21 protein-coding genes are annotated in these 21302 nt (G+C 54.7%); 10 read left to right on the top strand and 11 right to left on the bottom strand.

Going from position 1 to position 21302, the window contains the following annotated elements; translation table 11 throughout:
• The first annotated feature begins 338 nt into the window (after window positions 1-338).
• A complete protein-coding gene (locus DYY88_RS20160) occupies window positions 339-608 on the top strand; it encodes a hypothetical protein (RefSeq protein ID WP_039727122.1) in 270 nt (89 codons plus the stop codon).
• 157 nt (window positions 609-765) lie between these two features.
• Entirely contained in the window at window positions 766-1377 is a 612-nt protein-coding gene (locus tag DYY88_RS20165) for an SLATT domain-containing protein (RefSeq protein ID WP_052288443.1), read from the top strand.
• An 84-nt stretch (window positions 1378-1461) separates the two neighbouring features.
• On the opposite strand, the gene DYY88_RS20170 is transcribed toward DYY88_RS20165, so the two are convergent.
• From DYY88_RS20170 to rbp, 6 genes are all read right to left on the bottom strand, one after another.
• Window positions 1462-2376, bottom strand: a complete 915-nt coding sequence (locus DYY88_RS20170; protein ID WP_039727123.1) for a metal ABC transporter permease — start codon at window positions 2374-2376, stop codon at window positions 1462-1464.
• Window positions 2373-3167 (bottom strand): metal ABC transporter ATP-binding protein, encoded by a 795-nt coding sequence (locus DYY88_RS20175; RefSeq protein WP_039727125.1) that lies wholly within the window; start codon window positions 3165-3167, stop codon window positions 2373-2375. Before DYY88_RS20175 ends, DYY88_RS20170 begins: the two co-directional genes overlap by 4 nt.
• Before the next feature lie 148 nt (window positions 3168-3315).
• Window positions 3316-4317: a metal ABC transporter substrate-binding protein gene (locus tag DYY88_RS20180; protein WP_039727126.1), complete on the bottom strand. Its 1002-nt coding sequence runs from the start codon at window positions 4315-4317 to the stop codon at window positions 3316-3318.
• 373 nt (window positions 4318-4690) lie between these two features.
• Window positions 4691-5350, bottom strand: coding sequence for an SIMPL domain-containing protein (locus DYY88_RS20185; RefSeq protein ID WP_084607075.1), 660 nt, complete (start codon window positions 5348-5350; stop codon window positions 4691-4693).
• Window positions 5351-5505: 155 nt separating this feature from the next.
• Window positions 5506-5739, bottom strand: coding sequence for an RNA-binding S4 domain-containing protein (locus tag DYY88_RS20190; RefSeq protein WP_039727130.1), 234 nt, complete (start codon window positions 5737-5739; stop codon window positions 5506-5508).
• A gap of 312 nt (window positions 5740-6051) precedes the next feature.
• Window positions 6052-6360: an RNA-binding regulator gene (gene rbp, locus DYY88_RS20195; protein ID WP_039727133.1), complete on the bottom strand. Its 309-nt coding sequence runs from the start codon at window positions 6358-6360 to the stop codon at window positions 6052-6054.
• A gap of 924 nt (window positions 6361-7284) precedes the next feature.
• Here rbp and DYY88_RS20200 point away from each other — a divergent pair.
• From DYY88_RS20200 to DYY88_RS20230, 7 genes are all read left to right on the top strand, one after another.
• Complete coding sequence (locus DYY88_RS20200) at window positions 7285-8166, top strand: Tll0287-like domain-containing protein (protein WP_039727134.1); 882 nt, start codon at window positions 7285-7287, stop codon at window positions 8164-8166.
• 26 nt (window positions 8167-8192) lie between these two features.
• The gene (locus DYY88_RS20205; protein WP_039727135.1) at window positions 8193-9794 is read left to right on the top strand and encodes a mechanosensitive ion channel family protein; all 1602 of its coding nucleotides are present in this window, start codon (window positions 8193-8195) and stop codon (window positions 9792-9794) included.
• Window positions 9795-10083: 289 nt separating this feature from the next.
• The gene (gene bchI, locus DYY88_RS20210) at window positions 10084-11181 is read left to right on the top strand and encodes a magnesium chelatase ATPase subunit I (protein WP_039729931.1); all 1098 of its coding nucleotides are present in this window, start codon (window positions 10084-10086) and stop codon (window positions 11179-11181) included.
• A complete protein-coding gene (ruvC, locus tag DYY88_RS20215) occupies window positions 11181-11666 on the top strand; it encodes a crossover junction endodeoxyribonuclease RuvC (RefSeq protein WP_039727138.1) in 486 nt (161 codons plus the stop codon). The genes bchI and ruvC overlap by 1 nt, the downstream gene beginning before the upstream one ends.
• Window positions 11667-11861: 195 nt before the next feature.
• Window positions 11862-12050 carry an NAD(P)H dehydrogenase subunit NdhS gene (locus tag DYY88_RS20220; protein ID WP_039727140.1) on the top strand — a complete coding sequence of 63 codons (189 nt, stop codon included), beginning with the start codon at window positions 11862-11864 and terminating at the stop codon, window positions 12048-12050.
• 137 nt (window positions 12051-12187) lie between these two features.
• Complete coding sequence (locus tag DYY88_RS20225) at window positions 12188-12829, top strand: HAS-barrel domain-containing protein (protein ID WP_039727142.1); 642 nt, start codon at window positions 12188-12190, stop codon at window positions 12827-12829.
• 6 nt (window positions 12830-12835) lie between these two features.
• The gene (locus tag DYY88_RS20230; RefSeq protein ID WP_039727143.1) at window positions 12836-14020 is read left to right on the top strand and encodes an NAD(P)/FAD-dependent oxidoreductase; all 1185 of its coding nucleotides are present in this window, start codon (window positions 12836-12838) and stop codon (window positions 14018-14020) included.
• 108 nt (window positions 14021-14128) lie between these two features.
• On the opposite strand, the gene DYY88_RS20235 is transcribed toward DYY88_RS20230, so the two are convergent.
• The 3 genes from DYY88_RS20235 to DYY88_RS20245 form a co-directional block, all read right to left on the bottom strand.
• Window positions 14129-14953, bottom strand: coding sequence for a YebC/PmpR family DNA-binding transcriptional regulator (locus DYY88_RS20235; protein ID WP_437438593.1), 825 nt, complete (start codon window positions 14951-14953; stop codon window positions 14129-14131).
• A 121-nt stretch (window positions 14954-15074) separates the two neighbouring features.
• The gene (locus tag DYY88_RS20240) at window positions 15075-16109 is read right to left on the bottom strand and encodes a glucokinase (protein WP_039727145.1); all 1035 of its coding nucleotides are present in this window, start codon (window positions 16107-16109) and stop codon (window positions 15075-15077) included.
• 328 nt (window positions 16110-16437) lie between these two features.
• Window positions 16438-17064, bottom strand: coding sequence for a hypothetical protein (locus tag DYY88_RS20245; protein ID WP_039727146.1), 627 nt, complete (start codon window positions 17062-17064; stop codon window positions 16438-16440).
• 337 nt (window positions 17065-17401) lie between these two features.
• Here DYY88_RS20245 and glcD point away from each other — a divergent pair, with 337 nt between their 5' ends.
• Window positions 17402-18883, top strand: a complete 1482-nt coding sequence (gene glcD, locus DYY88_RS20250) for a glycolate oxidase subunit GlcD (protein WP_039727147.1) — start codon at window positions 17402-17404, stop codon at window positions 18881-18883.
• Window positions 18884-18919: 36 nt separating this feature from the next.
• Here glcD and DYY88_RS20255 read toward each other — a convergent pair whose 3' ends face one another.
• A complete protein-coding gene (locus DYY88_RS20255) occupies window positions 18920-20185 on the bottom strand; it encodes an AAA family ATPase (protein ID WP_044151237.1) in 1266 nt (421 codons plus the stop codon).
• Entirely contained in the window at window positions 20182-21024 is an 843-nt protein-coding gene (locus tag DYY88_RS20260; RefSeq protein ID WP_039727148.1) for a tetratricopeptide repeat protein, read from the bottom strand. The genes DYY88_RS20255 and DYY88_RS20260 overlap by 4 nt, the downstream gene beginning before the upstream one ends.
• Between the last annotated feature and the right edge of the window lie 278 nt (window positions 21025-21302).

A 21302-nucleotide genomic window follows, 5' to 3' on the forward strand; every position in this document is an offset into this window, starting at 1 on the left:
CGCCTAAGTGAATCACTGCTCAGTCAACTGTCACATAGTCTATCAACTGTAGGGGGGCTGAACGTACCTGAAGCTTTAAGAATTGCAACATTCGGATACCTGCCGTAACACCCTGTCGCTGTCCGTTTTGGCAGGTGATTCAGCGGCGGCATTGAACGATTGGGGTGGCGCTATTCTCAGCTCTTTGTGGTTAGGCTGCTAGCCTGCCTCTCAATTATCAATGCGAAAAGGCGGCGGACATGCTGGGCTGTCTACATCTGCTGCATTTCCACATTGGTTCCCAGATTTTTGCCATTAGCGTGATCAGAGGCGTCTTGCGGTAAGCCTGCCGGATTTATGTGGAACTGTCTGAATTTGAGGCCCAGATGGGCGATCTCGATGTCGGCGGTAGGCTTGGCGTAGACTACGACGGTTCCAAAACCCATTTTTCGGCGTCGAAAAACGACAGCATTCAAAACTACGCCAATAATGTGGCAGAAGTGCAGGAAGCCTGCTCTGTTCGCAATATTCCCGCACCCATGCTGATTAGAGAACGCAGGCAGGCGATCTCCTTTCATCAATCGGTGTTGGTGTTTGACATGCTGGATGTTAGCGATCGCCCAGTTTAGAAGCGATCGAAGCGGCAGCCACTGTTCTACACCGACTTGTGCCGTGGGTCTGGCGGCACTGAACCGCTCAAGCGCAATCACGGACGAAATTACTCCAGTATGATGACGCTTATAGATTTTTTGTTGGGAACTGCTTGAGTTCCCTTAGGTTGCCGATATGGGTGCAGCGAAGAAAACAGATTTGATTCCCCAGGGATTTCCCAAAAATCTCGACTGGCATACAGAGCAGCGGTGGGATTCTCTAGTGCAACTGTATGAATTCGTGGTTCAAGAGTGTGGCAACGCGATCCACTGGTATTACTCCAGCAAGCGGGCTAAAAGTCGCATGGGATATTTTTTGCGCGCGGGGTCGATTTTGGCGATCGCGGTTGCTGGGGTGATTCCCATTATTGGTGAGATTTATGAACGCTCCGATGGCTCACCGCTGTTATCGCCTGCGTGGGCGACAGTCGCGTTAGCCCTTGCGGCCTTGTTTGTTGCGCTTGATCGCTTTGGTGGTTACACCAGTGGCTGGGTTCGCTATGTCCGAACGGCGCAGCGATTGACCTTGTTGCAGGCAGACTTTCGCCTCAATTGGGAGGACTATCGGTTTCGCTGTCCGCAACTAACCGCCGAGGAAACCCGAGAAGGGATTTTGCTCTGTCTTACTTTTTTGCGCAACGTGAATCTGGAAATTCAAAATGAGACGAATGCCTGGGCGCAGGAATTTCAGCAGGCGTTGCTAGAAGTCGATAACCTGTCGAAAAAGCCGAATAGTGAACTTTCGTAAGCCGACCGCAGGTTGCTGCAAGATCCGGTCTGGGGCTCGGCAGAGTGCCCCTGAAGACAGTCACAGTCACAGCCATTAATAGTCTCAGGATTGATCGACCACAACCTGCGGCTCATCGTCGGGTGAGTGGTGGAGTCGCTGACGTAATGCCTGGGCCACAATGCCGTATTTGGGGGCAAAAAACATCGCCAAAATGAAGAGGGCCGTCAGCACCACCACAATGGTGCCCCCCGTTGATAAATCAAAGTGGTAGCTCAAATAAGTGCCAAAGACGCAGGCAAAGACGCTGCTGCCGACGGAATAGAGCAGCATCTGGTCAAAGCGATCGCTCAACAAATACCCAATCGATCCGGGCGTCACCAACATCGCAATCACTAGAATGATCCCCGCTGTTTGCAGGGCCGCCACGATGGTCAGCGCTAATACACACAACAGGGTGTAGTACATCACCCCAGTGCGCAACCCGATCGCCTTTGCATGGTTGGGGTCAAAGCAGTAGAGCAGTAAATCTTTGCGGCGCAGCAAAATGATGATCAGTGTCAGGCAGCCAGCAATCAGGGTTTGGATGATGTCAGAGCGCGAAATGCCCAGCACATTGCCAAATAGGATGTGGAACAGATCGACATTGCTGGGGATTTTGGTGATCATTACCAGCCCCAGGGCAAAGAATCCGGTGAAGACAATCCCGATCACCGCGTCTTCTTTGAGGCGCGTTTTGGATTTCACATAGCCGATCGCTACCGTCGCCCCAAAGCCAAACACAAACGCCCCGATCGCAAAGGGAATATTCAGCGCATAGGCCACCACGACCCCGGGCACCACCGCGTGGGAAATCGCATCGCCCATCAGCGACCAACCCTTCAGCGTGATGTAGCAGGACAACACCGCACAGACCAGTCCCACAAAAGCGCTGACCCAAATCGCCCGCACCAAAAACGCATACTGGAACGGCTCGACTAACCAGTCCCACAGGGCTGACGCCACCACGACCTGACTCACGATGCCCGCACCTCGGCAGCATCAAACACTTGCTTGAGCTTAGTGATGGGCAGCCCACCAAAGGTCATCTCCAAGTTCTCTTTGGTGAAGGTGTCGGCGGTTTTGCCCTCAGCCAGAATCGTGCGGTTGAGCAAAATGACGCGATCGCAAAACGTCGAGATGGACGCCAGATCGTGGGTCGAAATCAGAATCGTATGGCCCTCGGCCCGCAATTGCAGCAGCAGGTCAATCATGCCTTTTTCCGTTTTGACATCGACCCCGGTGAAGGGTTCATCCAGCAAAATCACCTTGCCTTCCTGAGCCAGCGCCCGCGCCAGAAAAGCCCGCTTCTTTTGACCGCCCGAGAGTTCGCCGATTTGGCGATCGCGATAGGGCACCATGCCCACCCGCTCCAGACTTGACATCACCAAGCGCCGATCTTTCTGACTGGGCATCCGCAACAGATTCATGTAGCCATAGCGGCCCATCATCACCACGTCGTACACGCTGACGGGAAAATTCCAATCCACTTCGTCAGCCTGGGGCACATAGGCCATCAACTGCCGCTTTTGGGCCTTTTGCACCGGCAAACCGCCCACCCGCACCCGGCCCTGGTTCGGCTGCAAAAATCCCATGATGGATTTGAACAACGTTGATTTGCCTGAACCGTTGGGTCCCACCAGCGCTGTAATCGTGCCCGGCTCAACAGTGCAACTGGCGTTATACAGCGCCAAGCGGGCGTTATTGTACGTCACGCTGACGTTATCAACAGAGATATCGAGATGGGGAACTGGGGGAACTGTGGTTTGCATAGTAAGTCGTTGGTTGAGTTTTGAATTTTGAATTTTGAGGTTTTGAATTTTGAGGTTTTGAGTTTTAGGTCTTGGGTTTATCTGTCCACTCGCAATGATGTCCAGTCACTTGCTCCCTATCTCCCCCGCTCCCCTGCCCATTTCCCGCCTACTCCACATTTGCCCCTGCCAACAACCCGTTCGCAATCACGCGGGCATCGTATTCCAATAGGTCTAGAAAGGTCGGCACGGGACCTTCCTCTGTGGAAAGGGAATCGACGTAGAGGTTGCCGCCAAACCGGGCCCCGGTGGTTTGGGCCACTTGCTTTTGGCCGTCGTCGCTGACCGTGCTTTCGCAAAAGATGGTGGGCACGTCGTTAGCTTTGACCTGCTCAATGACGGTCTGCACCTGCTTGGGGGTGAATTGCTGTTCGGCGTTAATCGGCCACAGGTAAATTTCCTTCATGCCGTAGTCTCGCGCCAGGTAGGAGAACGCCCCTTCGCAACTCACGAGATAGCGCTGGTCATCGGGCACTTGCGCCAAATCAGCGGTGAGTTGCGCGTCGATCGCTTTCAACTTTTCGCTATAGGCGGCGGCATTGGCGTTGTAATAGTCGGCGTTGTCGGGGTCGAGTTCTACAAAGGCTTGGCGAATATTTTCGACATAAACCAGCGCGTTGCGGGGCGACATCCAGGCGTGGGGATTCGGCTTGTCGGTATACGGCCCCTCGGCGATGGGAATCGGTTCGATGCCCTCGGTCAAGAGCACAGAAGGGACATCTTCGACATTGCCCAAAAATTGCTCAAACCAGCGCTCCAGATTCATGCCGTTGTAGAGCAACAGATCTGCTTCTTGGGCTTTCACAATGTCGCTGGGGGTCGGCTCATAGCCGTGAATTTCGGCCCCGATGCGCGTGATGGACTGGACGTCGAGCTTGTCGCCCGCGACGTTTTGCGCCATATCGGCCAACACCGTGAAGGTGGTTAAAACCTGCTTTTTGCTTTTAGTGGCCGTCTCTGATGTGGTCTCGGCAACCGTCTCTGACGTGGTCGCAGCTTCTTGAGAGGACGAGGAGGGCGCGGTTGCAGTCGTTCCACACCCGGTCAGCCAAACCCCGATCGCGAGTCCAGATCCGATTAATGCCCCCCGCAGAGAAAGTGATGCTGCCATACCGATGAAATACTTTTCACAATCGTTTCATATTTCATTTTTACCTCATTTTTGAAAAAGTGACTAGCCAAAGCGATCGCTCACGCTCTGGTTCCATGCATCGATGGGGGTTGAAAATGATTCCGATTTGGAGAATTTGTCCGCATTCCTCTGGTTTCCCTAGAACCAGTGATGTGGCGGTTTTGTCAGCTGGTCAAGGGGGCTCAGCAGTCTGTTAGCCCGATGACTCACTGGGCTGGCGCTGCCGAACCGTTGCGATCGCTATCAGCCCCCAGAAAGTTGATAGTTAGAGGGGGGCAGATTTGCCCGATACTCCTGCCAGATCATCCCGGAGAGCGGGAAGGTATCGATCCCCAACTCTCCGGGATGTGGTTTAGTAGCGGATTTGCAACGTGACGGTCGCGTTGATCGTTTGCTCGCCGCCAATCACAGGCGTAGATGCCGCTAGAGAGTCCGCTGCTGCCAACCGAGGTTGCGGGATGGGCATCGGGGGAGCCGCGCCGTTGATTTGAATGCTGACGATTTCTTCGGCGTTGAAGTCTAGCGTGCCCAACACCACTTGGGCTTGAGTCTGAGCATCAGCAACCGCCCGTTGTAAAGCCACATTGCGCGCCGCCTCGATCGCGGCATCGCTGGCGCGGAAGCTCACCCCTTGAATGCGGGTCGCCCCCGCTGTCACCGCGTCATCCAGCAGAGCGCCCACAGCATCAATGGGCATTTCAAAGCTGACGGTATTGGTGGCGGTGTATCCCGTGAGGGCGCGCTGATTGTCGAAGTTGCGATATTGGGGATTGAGCTGGATGCCGGTGGTTTGCAATTGCCCGACATTGCGATCGCGAAGCAAGGCCACCACCGCCGTTGACCGTTGGGCGGCTTCTGCCTGGGCAGCTTCGGCCGTGTCAGCCTCGACTTCGACCCCCAAACTGACCTGAGCAATCGACGTTTCAATTCGGTCTTCGCCCTGGCCAGTCACGGTCAATACTCTCATCGCAGCTTCCTGAGCGATCGCGGGGGGCGTCATCATCGGGGCCATGACGCCGACTCCTGTTAATAGCGCCCAACTTAAACAAGCAGTCGAAAATACCTTCCTCACAGTTCACCTTTCTAGTAACAACTGCTACTAAGATGCCAGCAGTTCTCCGGCAACTGCGCAATGTTGCGATTTTGGCAACGCTGAATTGGGGTGAGTTAATCGGTGGCTTCAGCCGTGCCTGCCATGTGAACTTCAAACACAAGGTCATCAACCGCCACGACATCACCAGCAAAGAGTTTGCGCCCGCGCCGCAGTTCCATTTCGCCGTTCACTTCCACATAGCCATTTTGAATGAGTTGCTTGGCCTGGCCGCCTGACTGCACGACCTGCTGCCACTTCAAAAATTGATCTAGCTTAATGAACGGTTCGCCGGTTGCTGTCGTACCCATCGTGGTTATCGCCTCAATTATCCTTTTAGTTTACGGGGCAACCATGGCGCGATCGCGCTAGCATTGAGCCGACTGTCTCGCGAACACCGGTTCCCTGACAGTACAAAAGCGGTAAGCTGCCGCAATCCACCCTTGTGAATCCAGCAACCTACCGCTTTCAATGCCTTCACACTGCTGGGTGAATCACTGCGGAAAGCCCGAACAACAGTCTTTTCCTGACCACGCTGGTAGTTTTACCATCAGGCAAAGTTCAGAGCATGACTGCATCTACTTCGTAATATTCAATTCTGACAGTGGCCCCAAAACCTGCCTCTAGAGGGGATTACTCTTGAGGCGATCGCCACCATCATTGCGTCGCCCACCGCCCCCACCACTGTCATTCCGGGGGCGAGCCTTATTGACTCGCAATTCACGCCCGAGCCACTCAGCGCCATCCAGCTCCGAGATCGCCTTATCTTCATGGGCGTCTTCTGCCATCTCCACAAAGGCAAATCCACGCTTCCGGCCAGTTTCCCGATCGGTCGGCAAGCTAATGCGCTTAACCTCACCATATTCAGCAAACACCTCGCGTAGATCATCCTCCTCCGCTTGAAACGACAAATTACCGATGTAGATAGTCACAGTACTCTCCAAACAAACCTAAAAGCAGATCTGATATCTCACCCAATCGCTCAAGAAATGTCTGCAATAGACCAGGAACTTGGCGAGATATTTGGTGCAATCATAGCCGATTAAAATTTGAACCTTAGTAGTCCACCTCACATGTCGGCAATCTTGGCTAGCCGCGAAACTGTTAGTTATCACAGCTAACGCAAAACGACGCCGAAACCCTGCCTCTTGGGCCTGCGAGCTTCCTCCTGGCGAGTTGCTAAGAATTGTGTATCACCAAATCGTCTGTCTAAATGCCGGTATGGGGCAAGGTCAAAGAAGCTGGAAATTGACTATTCCTCTTCGTCGTTTAAGCGATCACCCTCTCTGGTTAGCTCTTTGAGTATTTGTCGCCTTTCTTGGCCTCGTGAGGTTCATTAGATATCACCGGAATCCCTCCCCTGGCGTCGTTCAGCAAACATTTTAGTAAGAACATATCCTGACTTAGCCCAGGCTTCAGCAGAAGTCTTCCCAAAAGATTCTTCACGAAGATATAAATGGATCACCAACTTGCTACGATTGCACCTCAATAGAGCAAGAAAACACTATACGTTCCCTGACAAACACTCAGTCAGATCGTATCTTTGAACTTGAGACTATCTTCAAAAAGTCCTAACATAAGCTCGTAGCTTGAATTGCATAGGTCCACAGATAGTCATTAGGCCTTTGAGATAATTGATATCATTGCAGGTCCTCTAGCGCAGTAGACCGGCTCAAAAGAGAAAATTTTCCCTGTCGGAAACTCGGTTTCTTTAGTGAACATCTCCCAAACCTATTCGTAGCAAGTTCATGCTTGCTACGATGAATTTTGTTCAGCCATTCAATGGCTTATCTAGAACAGCAGTGAAAATCGATCTCTCGTTTTAATCAAGCCATGAAGTAGTAAACCAGGATTTCATGAAGCTTCAAAATCGATTAGCCATCGTTATTTTAGTAATCTTTTTCGGGGGTTGGCTAATTGCTGGTGCTTCTGCATTTATTCTAGAAAAGCAGGATGCCCGTGCCAATGTTGCTAATACCGCACGGATTTTACTCAGCACAGCAATTTCGGCTCGTAACTACACAACCGAAAGAATCGAGCCACTCTCAATCAATGATGATGGTTTTGTCAGAGAAACAGTACCTTCTTTCGCCGCTCAGGAACTTTTTGACAGATTGAATGAAGACTATCCTGGTTATAGCTATAGTGAGCGTGCCCTCAATCCTACAAACCCTAAAGACTTAGCTGAGGCGTGGCAAGTAGAGCTGATTCAGTATTTTATTCAAAATCCAGATGCAAATGAGGTCGTTGACGAACGCGTTAATCGTGGTGGGCAGTCCACATTATTCGTCGCGGAGCCGATTCGCGTCAACTCAACCAGTTGTCTGGAATGTCATAGCACACCAGATGTTGCCCCTCCAGGACTTATCAAAACCTATGGGCGCTCTAACGGATTTGGCTGGGAGCTGAATGAAACAATTGGAACGAGAATTATCTCGGTTCCGACAGAGATTCAGGATCAGCAGGCAATTAGTTCTGTCTTTTCCTATCTTGTACTGATTGCTGGGGTTTTCTTACTAGCTTATGCGGCCTTGAGCATTATCGTTCGGAAGTGGCTCACGATTCCCCTGGGGAAAATCACTCAACTCGTGGAAGAAATCAGCCTGAGAGAAACCGAAATTGAGAGTCAATTACCCGAAGACAGAACGGATGCCATTGGGCGACTTAATCGATCGATTAATCGACTGATTACGACTTTGAATAAAGCGCTACTGAATAAAGAAGAAAATATTCGTTAGCCCTGTTGATCATTCCATACAGCTGCATGCTTAACTCAAGAATTATCCTGGTGAGTGCCTTAACGGGTTTCACGCTATTCGTTTATTTACTGCTGATCAATAGTCCACAGACGACCCCGGAAGCTTTGGTCGAGGTTTTTCAGGCGATCGTGCTAGTTGGGCTCAGCATCATTGTTGTTGATATCCTTTCTTTCCTACTCATTAACGTTTGGTTTGTCAGAGCCACGCGCAAACAGCCTTCTGATCTGTTAAAAATCGTTGTCTCTATTCTCCTATATGTTGCCTGCGCATTTGTGATCTTTCCGATATTGGGGCGCGACATTACGGCCTTAGCCGCAACGTCGGCGATCGCAAGTGCGATCATTGGCTTTGCTTTACAAACTCCGTTAGGCAACTTTCTCTCGGGGGTGTTTCTTCAGTTTGACCAACCCTTTCATATCGGCGATCGCGTCCGGTTTAACGGATACGAAGGTAACATCGCCAAAATGGATTGGCGATCAACCGAAATTCGCTTGAATTCGGGAGAGATTTTGCACGTGCCGAATAGCTCAATTGCTCAAAACTTAATTGGCGTAATCGCAACTGGCAGTTCGGTATATCGCACGATAGAGTTTACGGCTCCTGCGACTGTTCCTCCTGGCAAAGTTGCTGAAGTTGCCACTAATGCCGTCTTAAATACGCCTAATCCCAACATTGATGTCGACCAACCTGTTTTCACCCGAATGGGGATATACAGTCTTGATGAAACTCAGTATCGGCTTTTCTACTACCCCAAAAGTCATCACCAGGCAGAGATTCACACCGACTCAGAAATCCGATGTCGGCTGTGGTACGCGCTCAGCCGAGCTGGCTTTGGCAATCAGCATCAATTGAGTGAGTCCAAGCACATTCAGCCACTTATTCAAGGCATTGAGTTCTTCCAAGAGTTGAGTCACCAAGCCCAGCAGGGGGTCATCAAAAATTCCCAAAAGTTGCTTTTTGATACTGGTGAATTGCTGACCAAGCGAACATTTCCGCCAGAGGCGCTAATCATCGTGCTCAAAGGAGAAATCGAGATTCAACTAGAGGCGACCAAGCCAGCGGGCAGTCAAACATTTACTCCATCATTTACTCCGTTTAGCCGTCGGCCCAAAACTTCATCACGCTACCCCCTGAATCCCCGACTGCTCAATCGAGCCGCTAGCCAATTAGCGAGTCATATTGGTCCCATTGCATTCCCGTTGACCCAACGTAAAGCTCAAGATGTCGCCTCGGCATATTGTTTGTATGAGGCGTTAGGGCAGGAAATTTCTGACCCTCAGGAACGGCGAGCATTTTTGAGTTATCAACCCCAAGCACCAACAGAAAGATTTAGACGCGGCGATGTGTTGGGTGAAATGAGCCTATTTTTAGGGACTCCTTTGCCGGATGTGGTCATGACGACCCCCGAGGAGACTGAGGTATTGGCCGTGACCCCACGGGCAGTGATGGCAGCCATAGAACAAGATGATGCGACTGTGAACAGCTTGAGTCGGCGAGCCCAAGGTTATTACCAAAATTATCTGGAGCAGTCTTTGCAAGCAGTCACAACACCGCCAGTCAAGGCCTCTGCGATCGCTCAGCATTTACAACAATATTGTCTCAGTTGAATGGCTTAACTGACGAACCGTTCATTGTCCAGCGGTTAGTGTCGTCACATATGGCCAGGAACCTGCTTCACCTTATTGATAACTGTTCCACTCGGTTCGATCAAGACAACAATTGCTTAATCGGTGAGGAAGCATGAACCACGGCACCAAACCATTGCTTGCAAATAGGCGGTTAACTGATTCCACAATTTATCTGGCTAGGGAGTGTGAAGGCGCAAACCCCTATGGCACAATAAAGGTTCACTTTTGAAAGCCTGTTCTCAAGAATTTGTAAGAGAGTTGTTTGCCTGTGATTGCGACTGCTGAACGTTCGACCACTCCGCGCCGCATTGTCTTCCCCTTTACCGCTGTAATCGGTCAGGAAGATATGAAACTGGCCCTGATTTTGAATGTGATTGATCCGCGAATTGGCGGCGTCATGATCATGGGCGATCGCGGCACCGGCAAATCAACCACGATTCGCGCCTTGGCTGACCTATTGCCCGAAATCGAAGTCGTGGCGGACGATCCCTTTAGCCGCGCGCCGAGCGATCCCGATATTCAACGTGAGCGCGGCACCGACACGCTGCCCACCTCAGCCAAGAAAGTGCCGATGATCGACTTGCCACTGGGCGCGACCGAAGACCGCGTCTGTGGCACCATCGACATCGAAAAAGCCTTGTCTGAAGGGGTCAAAGCCTTTGAACCGGGTCTCCTCGCGAAAGCCAATCGCGGCATTTTGTACGTGGATGAGGTGAACCTGCTGGACGACCACCTGGTTGACGTGCTGCTGGATTCAGCGGCTTCGGGCTGGAATACCGTTGAGCGGGAAGGGATTTCCATTCGCCACCCGGCCCAGTTCGTTTTGGTGGGGTCCGGCAACCCTGAAGAAGGTGAGTTGCGGCCCCAGTTGTTAGACCGCTTTGGTATGCACGCTGAGATTCGAACGGTGCGTGACCCAGAATTGCGGGTGCAGATTGTGGAACAGCGATCGGACTTTGACCAAGATCCCCAGAGCTATTTAGAAAAGTTTGCTGAGCCCCAAACCGCCTTGCAAAAGCGCATTACCGATGCCCAAGCACGGTTGGCCGAGGTCACCATTGAGCACGACTTCCGCATCAAGATTTCTCAAGTTTGCTCGGAGTTAGATGTAGATGGCCTGCGCGGCGACATTGTGACGAATCGCGCGGCGAAAGCGCTAGCCGCTTACGAAGGGCGCACCGAAGTGACTCTGGATGACATTCGCACCGTGATCGTGATGTGCTTGCGGCACCGCTTGCGGAAAGATCCGCTGGAGTCCATTGATTCTGGTTACAAGGTTGAGAAGGTCTTTAGTCAGGTCTTTGGTGTGGCGCTTGAAGACGAAGATGCGGCGACCAATGGGCGACAGCCAGTCGGGGCGCGCTAGTGGGCCAGCGGATTCTGGGGCTTGACCCAGGTCTGGCGATTTTGGGTTTTGGCGTCATTGACGGGGGCGATACTACGGCCACTGCAGCGGGCGCTGCGGTGGTCGATTTTGGCATTGTTGAAACCCCAGCGAATACTCCGGTCGGCGATCGCCTCTGCACCCTCCATGACGATTTGCACAGCTTGATTCAACAATTTCAGCCGGACTTGGTCGCGTTAGAAAAGCTGTTTTTTTATCGCATGGGTAACACCATTTTGGTGGCTCAAGCGCGGGGAGTCGTGATGTTGGTGCTTGCCCAGCATCGCCTCACGCCAGTGGAATTTACCCCAGCTCAAATCAAGCAGGCGCTGACGGGCTATGGCAACGCCGACAAAAGCATGGTGCAAGAATCGGTGATGCGCGAATTGGGGTTGCCCAAAATTCCGAAACCTGACGATGCCGCCGATGGCTTAGCTGTGGCCCTGACGGCCTGGTTTCAGCGATAACTGAGGAAATCCAAGACCGGGTTCGCCATTCTTTTTTTAGAGAACGTTCTTTGGGCATTGCAGTTTGATGTAGCGATATCAAAATGCAATGCGTGTGATTAGCGATCGCGTTGCGCCAAGCGGGCTGTGATGCAAGAACCTCACGGTTTTGTGTTAGAAGAATGGAGTAGCGAACTTTTTAGGAACTCAAAGAGTATGCTTTTTCCTGGTGCGGCGGTTCGTGTCGTGAATCTGGACGACACTTACTACGGATTCCAAGGTCAAGTGCAGCGCGTTTCGGATGGCAAAGTAGCCGTACTCTTTGAAGGGGGCAACTGGGACAAGCTCGTAACGTTTAATGCGACTGAGTTAGAAGCTTTGGACAAGCGGCGGGGCAAAAAGTAAGGAGGGTGCTTGAGATCGCCTCCTTGACCGTTGGGGTTGGGCATTGCCAAACCCTTACCGCGACCTTTTGGTCTTGAGGAGCTGATTTAAGTGCTCAGTCCTAAGTTCGCCTGCCTCCACTACCCAGGTCTTTTTGTATGCGATTGCCTTTACCGCAGCTAGCCACCCAGTCACGGCAACCCGGTCACATTGCCGAAGTGATTGAGACCTCGACGACGGAGTTTTTGGCTCAGTGCCTAGAACCGGATTCCTTAGACTTTGCGCAGATGCCGCCCTTTGGCAGTTGGGTCAGGGCCGCTGATGAAGACTCTGGCAACCAGATTTATGGTGTGGTGTACCACGCAACGACGAGCCCGTTAGATTCGGTGCATCGGGCCACGGCGTTGGGGCTCTCTCTGGCAGAACTCCGGGAACAGCAGCCGCAGATCTTTGCCATGCTGAAAACCGAATTTCGGGTAGCGATCGTGGGGTTTTGCCCTGCTGGCGACAATATCATCTATCAACATTTGCCACCGCGTCCCCCGCAGGTACACCAGGCGGTTTACCGTTGCCAGCCCGAAGAGGTGGTCACCTTTACCGAGCAGCTCGATTTTTTGCGGACGCTGATGGATACGCGCAGCGCGCCAATCGATGGCCTGATTGCTGCTGTGATTCGTGAAGTCTATCAATTGCGTAAGCTCGATCGCGATTGGCTGGTACAGGCTGGCCGCATTCTCAACGTGCAACTCAAGGACGATTACGATCGCCTGCGCATCATCCTCTCGCAAATTCATCCTTAAATCGTCATGCCCACCTTTGACTGGATTGTGGTCGGCAACGGCTTGACGGGCGCGGCCCTGAGCTATGAGCTGGCCAAGCAGGGAGCAGCCGTGCTGCTGCTGGAACGATCTCCCAGCCCCGAAAGTGCAACGCGATACACCTATGGTGGGGTGCCCCACTGGTCTGGCGACACTGCCATGCTGCGCCAGCTTTATCGCGAGAGCCGAGCGCGATATACCGCCTTATCCGATGAAACGGGTGTGCCTCATCACTATCGGGAACTCGACTTGCTGCTGACAGTGGAGCCTGGGCAAGATCCTCAAGCGCTGGCCCAACGCTACGCCGCTGTCGAGACGCCGCCAGTCCCCATTACGGCTGCCGAAGCCCAGGAACGAGAGCCTTATTTGAATGCAGCGGCGATCGCGGGAGCGCTGACCGTGCGTCACGGTCACGTTGATCCGGCGGCCCTGGTCAAGGCTTATAACCACGGTCTGCAAAATTTAGGTGGGCAAATCATCATCGCGACGGTGACGGGATTAGTCCGCATGGGCGATCGCATTACCGGCGTTACGACCCCGACCCAAGCCTACGCGGCGGGCAATGTCGCAGTGGCAGCAGGCGGACTGACGCGCGAACTAATCAAAACCGCTGGCGTTAAAGTGCCCGTGTATTTCAGCCATGCCGAACTGGTGGAAACGCCGCCGCTGGACTGGGAACTGCGATCTCTGATTATGCCCGCCGATTTGACGCGATCGGCGATCGAGGCCGAAGCCACCGATGACGACACCCATGATCTGTGGGACAAACCCAACCACGAAATTCGTCCCCCCATGCTCGATTCTGGCTGCGTCCAGTTCCCGGATGGACGTCTGCGCATCGGCCAGATTAGTCGCATCAACACCGCATTAGAGCCCGCCCTCGACGCCACTCGAGGGGAACAGCGGATTCGGCAGGGCATCGAACCTCTGATACCTGCGCTAGAAAAAGTGCCGGGGCAGTGGCATGCCTGCCGCGTTGCCTTTAGCGAAGACGGTTTGCCGCTAGCGGGGGCGATCCCTGGTTTGTCGGGGGGGTATGTGTTTTCTGGGTTTACCAGTCCGTTTGGCTTAGTGCCCGCGATGGCAGAGCACTTTGCTCGGTGGGTCAGTGATGGGGACAGCAATATTTTGCAGGCTACTCGACCCGATCGCTTCACCATTAGCCCCACCTAGCCCTCATCACCACCAGTACGAGGAGCCGATCAAGTCATTCACAGCGAAGCTCCATCGGCATGAATTTTGGCGGGTTCACCCAGAACCTCGATTGGCCACGTACGAAGATTAGGCGACGCTGGCGGCCATTAGATCTTCGGCCATATCAAAGTTGGCAGTGACTGATTGCACGTCGTCGAGGTCTTCCAAAGCGTCCATCATTTTGAGCAGCGATCGCGCGTGGTCAGTGTCCGTCACGTCAATCGTGTTGCTGGGAATCCAGCGATTTTCGACCTGAGCGATCGCATAATCCGCCGCCTGCAACGCATTGTTCAGGGTCTCTAAATCGCTGGGGTCACAAAACACATCAAAGCCGTCGCGATCGTCATCGATCTGGGTCGCTTCATAACTTTCGGCCCCGCCCTCGATCGCCGCTTCCAGCAAGGCATCTTCATCGACAGGACCGACGACCGTGACAACGCCCTTCTGGTCAAACATCCAGCCGACGCAGCCTGTTTCGCCCAAGTTGCCGCCATTTTTGCTGAACGCAGCGCGCAGATCCGCTGCCGTGCGGTTGCGATTGTCCGTCAAGGCTTCGATCAGGACAGCGACGCCGCCCGGACCATACCCTTCATAGCGAATGGCTTCGAGGGCATCATCGCCGCTGAGTTGGCCCGACCCTTTGGCGATCGCGCGATCGATATTGTCATTGGGAAAGCCCGCCGCCTTCGCCTTGTCGATCGCCGTCCGCAATTGAAAATTGCCCGCCGGATCCGGCCCCCCAGTTCGCGTGGCGACGATAATTTCTCGCGAGAGCTTGGCAAAGGTTTTGCCCTTCACCGCGTCAACCCGTGCTTTTTGGCGCTTAATATTCGCCCATTTACTATGACCAGCCATACTCGCAATTACGCAGCTTTGAAACAGTGGCAACGTGGCGATGGCACCAGGTTCCATCGCTCAGTTCCGGCAGGATGAAACGGCTGTGGCGAGCCTCCACCCCTGTTGCCTCAGGATACCCGATCGCCGAATCGCCCCGAAATTTCCCGTCGTCGGCAGGGGCGATCGCGTTGCTCCGCTACAGTCCGGCAGCCCGCCGGGCCGCGCCAATCAGCCCCACCTGGGGATTGAGGACAATGTGTACGGGCACCGCCTCTAGCAGCTTGCTGACCCGCCCTTTATGAATGAACGCATCGAGAAAACTGCCCGCCGTCATCAGCGACAAATTTTTGGCGGCGATGCCCCCGGCGACGTACAACCCGCCATAGGGCAACAGCTTAAGGGCCAGATTTCCCGCTTCTGCACCGTAGGCCCCCACAAACAAATTCATGGTTTGCACCGCTAGGCTATCGGTGCCCTGCTGCGCCGCTTGGGAAATCGCCGCCGCCGGATCTACGGTTTTGGTCTGACCCGCTTCTCTTTCCCAGGTTTCGACCACTTCGGCGAGTTCTGCCGTGCCGTGGGCGATGCCGCGATCGCGCAAAAACTGGTAAATCGCCACGACCCCCTGCCCCGACACCACCCGTTCGGCAGACACTCGCGTGATCTGGTGTTTGTCCAGCAAATATTTCAACAGCTGAAATTCCAGCTCGGAGCGGGGGGCAAAGTCCGCGTGCCCCCCTTCGGACGGAAAGACCCGAAACATCTCACCCTGTTTAATCAGAAAGCCTTGGCCTAAGCCCGTGCCCGCCCCAATGATGGCGATCGGTGCCTGGTCGTCTGGGGTGCCCGCTTGCAGGGTATGCAGATCATCCGGCTCAAGGCCCAACACGCCATACCCGATCGCGGCAAAATCGTTGATGAGTTCCGTGGCCTCAAGTTCCAGGTCGCGAGCGAGGCGATCGCCATCCAGATTCCACGTCAGGTTAGTGAGCTTCGAGGCATTGTTAACCACCGGCCCCGCGATCGCAAAGCAGGCCCGAGTGGGTTTACCAAAGTCTGCCCCCTGTTCCTGGGCGGTCGCCAAAAAGGTTTCCACCATTGGCACCAAATCAGGAAAGTCCTTCGAGACATATTCCCGTTCATAGCAGGTTTGTAAGTGGGCAGCATCCGCCCCTACCAACCGCAAAATGGTTTTGGTGCCGCCAATGTCTCCCGCCAGGAGGTACCTCATCTCTTTACCTCAGTCGATTAATGCCTTGCTGTGACAGTAACACTAGACCCCGCAGTTATGGCGGTGCTTTCCTCAAGGACTGGCCCTGCATCGGCTCAGTGGCCAAGACGTTTAACCGATACCGACAGTCATCAGCGCTTTTGATGGTTAGGCCAGTCCAGATGAGTTGAAAAAAGGAACTGCTCGGCGTTCGCGTAATCGGACGCCGGACGAAAGCCCTGCATGACTGCTGGGAGCAGGCAGGGGTTTGTGTTTCAGAGAGACTTACCGAATCGTCACCGTGGGACGACTATTAAAGAGGCGGGAGGCAATGGTTCGAGCCAAAGGTTTAAGCGCTGACGGTCACGGCGATCGCAATGACCAGCATTGCCACAGTAAAGACCCCCGTGGAAGCCACAAACGCGAGTTGCCGAGTTGGCATACCCCGGCCCAAGACAAATGCCAGCAACGCCAACGCCGCCGCCATAAATAGCTTGCTAAAGAAGGGGTGATATGGCAGCAGCAGGCATAAACACAACAACAGCAGATGGGCGGCGATCGCATCAATCACCAGCTCAAAGCGCTGCCAATAAATGAGATAAATCGCCTTAGCCTCAGCCTGAAAGGGGAGTTGCGATCGTCGCCGCCAACAACGCCAACCGTCGAGCATCAGATAGCCAAGGCTCGTGGTCACCACCGCCCAAAACGGCATCCACTCCATCATGTCTCTTTCCACAGCGCTGATGGTCGGCGGCCAAACCGTCGCCACCAAAATCTGTAGCAAAATCCCAATGCCAATCGTGACCGAGAGAAACATCAGGTCGCAGGCCAGCGTGAGCACCACCGCTTCTGGATTTGGCGGTCGGGGTGGCTCCGGCCCAAAGAGAATGGGGGGCGGCGGTGGCGGATAGGTTGGCCGCGGCGGGGGCGGTGGCGGCGGGGGATAGGTGGGTGGCGGCGGCGGGGGAATTTGCATGGCAGTGCAAAACAGTGAAGGGAGGGGCTATTCACTATTACGCTGGGGCTGACCAAAATCCTGATAGTTTCAGCTGCCAACAGCGTGGCAAACCTGTTCCAGCTCAACCCCGTTGATCCGCATCCCCGAGCGGGTTGCCAGGAGCGTATCCTGTGACTGTTCGATGAGCTTGCACCGTTCAGAATGACTGGCACTCAACCCTATTGCTTGCCAGTCGGTTCGGGAACTCAGCACGAAGTCAGTTGCTCAAGACGAACCGCTCCGACTGCCCAGAGCGCTCGCCGCAACGATAAAATCAAAACCACATACTGCCGCAAGTGGATCGTTTCCTAAACCCATGGTTGCTCAACTCACTGCCCCGACCACCCAGCGCGACTGGCAACCCATCATTCGCGCCCTCGAAAAAGCCGTCGGCAAAAACCAGGTCGTGCGCCGCAAAGAAGAGTTGTTGGTATACGAATGTGACGGCCTCGCCAGCTATCGCCAGCGGCCCCCGGTAGTTGTGTTGCCCCGCACCACAGAGCAAGTCGCCGCCGCCATCAAGGTTTGTCACCAGTTTGAGGTGCCCTTTGTGCCTCGGGGGGCAGGCACGGGCTTATCTGGTGGGGCGCTGCCCGTTGAGGATGCGGTGCTGATCGTCACCGCCACGATGCGGCAAATTTTGGACATTGACTATGACAACCAGCGAGTCGTCGTGCAGCCGGGAGTCATTAATAACTGGGTCACCGAGGCCGTCAGCGGTGCCGGATTTTATTATGCGCCCGACCCTTCGAGCCAGAGTGTGTGTAGCGTGGGCGGCAATGTGGCCGAAAATTCCGGCGGCGTCCACTGCTTGAAATATGGCGTGACGACTAACCACATTCTCGGCGTGAAGCTGGTGCTGCCGGATGGCGAAATTGTGGACGTCGGTGGTGCCGTGGGCGAGCAACCCGGTTACGACCTGGTGGGGTTGATTGTCGGTTCTGAAGGCACCCTGGGCATCGTCACAGAAATCACCCTGCGGATTCTCAAAGCGCCGGAAACGATTAATGTGCTGCTGGCAGACTTCACCAGCGTAGAAGCGGCGGGGGCCACCGTTTCTGACGTCATCAGTGCGGGCATCATTCCTGCTGGGATGGAAATGATGGATAACTTTAGCCTCAACGCCGTGGAAGACGTGGTGAAAACGGACTGTTATCCCCGTGATGCCGAGGCGATTTTGCTGATCGAAATCGATGGCTTGCCTGCGGAGGTCGCTGCGAGCCGCGATCGCATCACCGCCATTTGCCAACAAAACGGTGCGCGCAACGTGACCATTGCTGCCGACCCGGTCGACCGTCTGCGCCTCTGGAAAGGTCGCAAAGCCGCTTTTGCCGCCATGGGTAAACTCAGCCCCGATTACTACGTGCAAGACGGCGTGATTCCGCGCACGCAGTTGCCCTATGTGTTGCAGGAAATTGCTGCCCTGGGCGAAAAGCATGGCTACCGCGTCGCCAACGTGTTTCACGCTGGGGATGGCAACCTACATCCCCTCATCCTCTTTGACAACAAAGTGCCTGGCCAGTTAGAAGCCGTGGAAGAACTGGGCGGCGACATTCTCAAGTTGTGCGTCAAAGTGGGCGGCAGCATCTCCGGTGAGCACGGCATTGGGGCCGATAAGCGTTGCTACATGCCGGATATGTTTTCCCCTGCCGACCTGGAAACCATGTGCTGGGTCCGCGCCAGTTGGAATCCTCAAGGGCTGGCGAATCCCACCAAGATGTTTCCCACCCCTCGTACCTGTGGCGAAGCCGCGCGATCGCCTCTATCCCCTGGATTAGAAAACGTCGAGCGGTTTTAGGCGCAACGGTTGGTCAGTTCAAGGAAAGCCGTACCGTTACGATGGGTCATCGGGGGCGGCGGGTGGGGCGGCGTCGGCATTAAGCAGGGGCATGGGGGCGTAGGCGCTGGCGCGTTCCGTGGGCAGGCGCTTGAGCAGGTCGGCGGCGACGAGTTTATCCAGAATCGGCATAATCTCGCTGAAGGCTTCCATTTTGAGCTGTTCGAGCTCGGCCAGGGTGATGGTGTCGTCGGAGAGGATGCGCCGTTCCAGCACCATTTCAAAGACGTAATAGTCTTGGGGGGTGAGGCCGGGTTGGCCCTTGAGTTTGTCGCGGGCGTGGTCGAGTCCCGCCTGCAAAACCTCCGGGGTAATCTGCGGAGCCTTCAGGTCAACGGCTTTAAGGAGGACATAGCTGGCCATGCGGTTGAGCCAGCGGGGGACGCCTTCGGCGACACGACAGATGTCGCGGGCGGTGGCGGGGGTGAAGGGATGCACGGCAGCGGCTTCATCGTCGGGATCTGGGGGGTGGCGACGGGCGCTGGCGAGGTAGTTTTTCAGCATGGTGTAGCTGGTGTCTTCGTCCAATGGCCCCAGTTCGAGGGCGAGGTCAAAGAGGCCCCGATCGCGGATCAGGTAATCGCGGGTAATGCCGGAGGGATGCCCGGTGAACAAAAACCAGGCGCGACCTTTGAGCAACCCCTGGGCGTTGAGCAAAAGTTGGCGGGCCACGGCGGGGTCTTGCTTGTCGAGGTCGTCGATCGCGATAATCACCCGGTCGTGTTTCGCCATGGCCCGTTCCAGCAGGTCTTCGAAGCTGAGGTTGGGGAACTGGGGCGCTTCGGGATTGACGCGCTGTTCTTCGACGGTGCCCTGAAACACCATGTTGGCCCCGGCGGTGGTGGTGCGGTTGTAGAGGTCGCGATCTGGCCGCAGCCCCAGCCGATTGAGCTGAAACTGTGCCCAGTCGTCGTGGGGCATTTCGCGGGCGAGGGCGATGAGGGCGGCGGTGGCGAGGTCGGTGTGGGGTTCCAGCTTGATGGAAGCGGTGAGGACGCGATCGCCCAGGTTGCGATCGTACCCTTCGAGCACTTCCCGCACGAAGGCGGTTTTGCCGATGCCGATCCAGCCGTAGACGAGGATGGATTTGGCATCGCGGCTGCTGAACTGATTGATCACCTGGCTCAGCTCATCCCGCCGCCCGGTGAAGACCTGACTCAACTGCTGGAGCTTTTCGGCACTTTCGGCGAAGGGGAGCGCTGTTAGGTTCCACTGCTCGTATAGGTCATCTTTAGCCTGAAAGAGATCGTCAAAGGTGCTCATAGAGGTTGTTTCTTCTTCACCTTTTGGGCCAGTTCATAAGTGGCTTGGGCTTCTTGCAGACGAGTGGGCTGATCGAGCAGGCGATACAGGTCGCAAGCCTGCCGTAGCTCCGCCAGGGCGTCCTCCACAAAGTTGAGCCGCAACAGCAACCGTCCCAGCCCGGTGCGGCAGTTGGCCTCGCCCAGGGGGTTGGCCTCGGCCTGATAGAGCCGCAGGGCATCGCGAAAGTACAGCCGCGACTTGTCGAAGTTGCCCATGAGGTAGTGGGTGCGGGCCATTTGTTGCAGGGCGTCGGCGCGGCCCAGGCGACTCGCAGCCTCGCGATAGGTGTGCAGGCTGGCTTCCAGGTGGGCCAACCCCTCGTACCACGCGCCGTCTTGGGTGCGGGCAATGCCGAGTCGATATTGGCTATCGGCGGCTTTTTCAATAGCAAAAAGCTTTATCTTAGGCGAGGAGGTGGCATCAGCAGCGCGACGGTAGGCGGCCTCAGCCCAGACTAGATCTTGCGGATCATGGTGCAGGCTGTAGCGATAGTCGTATACGGTACCTAGGGTGTAGTAAAAACAGGCATCGCCATCAGTGTCGCCTCTAGCAGTAAAAGTGCTCGCTCGCTCGATCAACTCATCCAGGCCAGTGTTTTCCCCAGATATCTTTAATCGCTTCAGCTGTTCTCCAATCAAAGCACTAAAAGCCCAACTTAAAGTCTCAGTTTCGAGTTCTCTCAAGTCAACGGCTTCGGATGGTTTTTGCCCACTAGCAGCAAGGCGTGAGACTCGTTGCAAATAGGCCACAGCTTCCGGCGTGGGGGTAAAGTGTGGCGATGGCGACTCTAAGGCCATGAGACAGAAGTTAGATGGGTTTAGCTCTATTTTAGAACGACGTTCCAGTGGGTGAGTAAGTAGGATAGGCGAGGTTATAGCGCATGCCGGACAGTGTTTCTACCCCATACGATAGAATCCCCTGGCCCCGTCCAATGACTACTGGGAGCAGCACAGCGAATTTTGCGGCATTTGAGCAATCGTTCTGAGTAGTACAGAGTTTTTTGGGTGATCGCCTTGCGCTTTAACCGCTTCCCTGCACTCCTGCAATATAGCTATAGTTGCGGGACTTTACAGAA

Source organism: Leptolyngbya iicbica LK, from assembly GCF_004212215.1.
Lineage (GTDB): Bacteria > Cyanobacteriota > Cyanobacteriia > Phormidesmidales > Phormidesmidaceae > Halomicronema > Halomicronema iicbica.

Excerpts from the sequence above, each read along its gene's own strand:
- DYY88_RS20220 (WP_039727140.1), top strand. The coding sequence starts at position 11,862 with ATGCTTTTTCCTGGTGCGGCGGTTCGTGTCGTGAATCTGGACGACACT.
- DYY88_RS20165 (WP_052288443.1), top strand. The coding sequence starts at position 766 with ATGGGTGCAGCGAAGAAAACAGATTTGATTCCCCAGGGATTTCCCAAA.
- DYY88_RS20235 (WP_437438593.1), bottom strand. The coding sequence starts at position 14,953 with ATGGAACCTGGTGCCATCGCCACGTTGCCACTGTTTCAAAGCTGCGTA.
- DYY88_RS20230 (WP_039727143.1), top strand. The coding sequence starts at position 12,836 with ATGCCCACCTTTGACTGGATTGTGGTCGGCAACGGCTTGACGGGCGCG.
- DYY88_RS20245 (WP_039727146.1), bottom strand. The coding sequence starts at position 17,064 with ATGCAAATTCCCCCGCCGCCGCCACCCACCTATCCCCCGCCGCCACCG.
- DYY88_RS20205 (WP_039727135.1), top strand. The coding sequence starts at position 8,193 with ATGCTTAACTCAAGAATTATCCTGGTGAGTGCCTTAACGGGTTTCACG.
- DYY88_RS20260 (WP_039727148.1), bottom strand. The coding sequence starts at position 21,024 with ATGGCCTTAGAGTCGCCATCGCCACACTTTACCCCCACGCCGGAAGCT.
- DYY88_RS20240 (WP_039727145.1), bottom strand. The coding sequence starts at position 16,109 with ATGAGGTACCTCCTGGCGGGAGACATTGGCGGCACCAAAACCATTTTG.
- DYY88_RS20200 (WP_039727134.1), top strand. The coding sequence starts at position 7,285 with ATGAAGCTTCAAAATCGATTAGCCATCGTTATTTTAGTAATCTTTTTC.
- DYY88_RS20175 (WP_039727125.1), bottom strand. The coding sequence starts at position 3,167 with ATGCAAACCACAGTTCCCCCAGTTCCCCATCTCGATATCTCTGTTGAT.
- DYY88_RS20180 (WP_039727126.1), bottom strand. The coding sequence starts at position 4,317 with ATGGCAGCATCACTTTCTCTGCGGGGGGCATTAATCGGATCTGGACTC.
- DYY88_RS20190 (WP_039727130.1), bottom strand. The coding sequence starts at position 5,739 with ATGGGTACGACAGCAACCGGCGAACCGTTCATTAAGCTAGATCAATTT.
- glcD (WP_039727147.1), top strand. The coding sequence starts at position 17,402 with ATGGTTGCTCAACTCACTGCCCCGACCACCCAGCGCGACTGGCAACCC.
- DYY88_RS20255 (WP_044151237.1), bottom strand. The coding sequence starts at position 20,185 with ATGAGCACCTTTGACGATCTCTTTCAGGCTAAAGATGACCTATACGAG.
- DYY88_RS20185 (WP_084607075.1), bottom strand. The coding sequence starts at position 5,350 with ATGGCCCCGATGATGACGCCCCCCGCGATCGCTCAGGAAGCTGCGATG.
- DYY88_RS20225 (WP_039727142.1), top strand. The coding sequence starts at position 12,188 with ATGCGATTGCCTTTACCGCAGCTAGCCACCCAGTCACGGCAACCCGGT.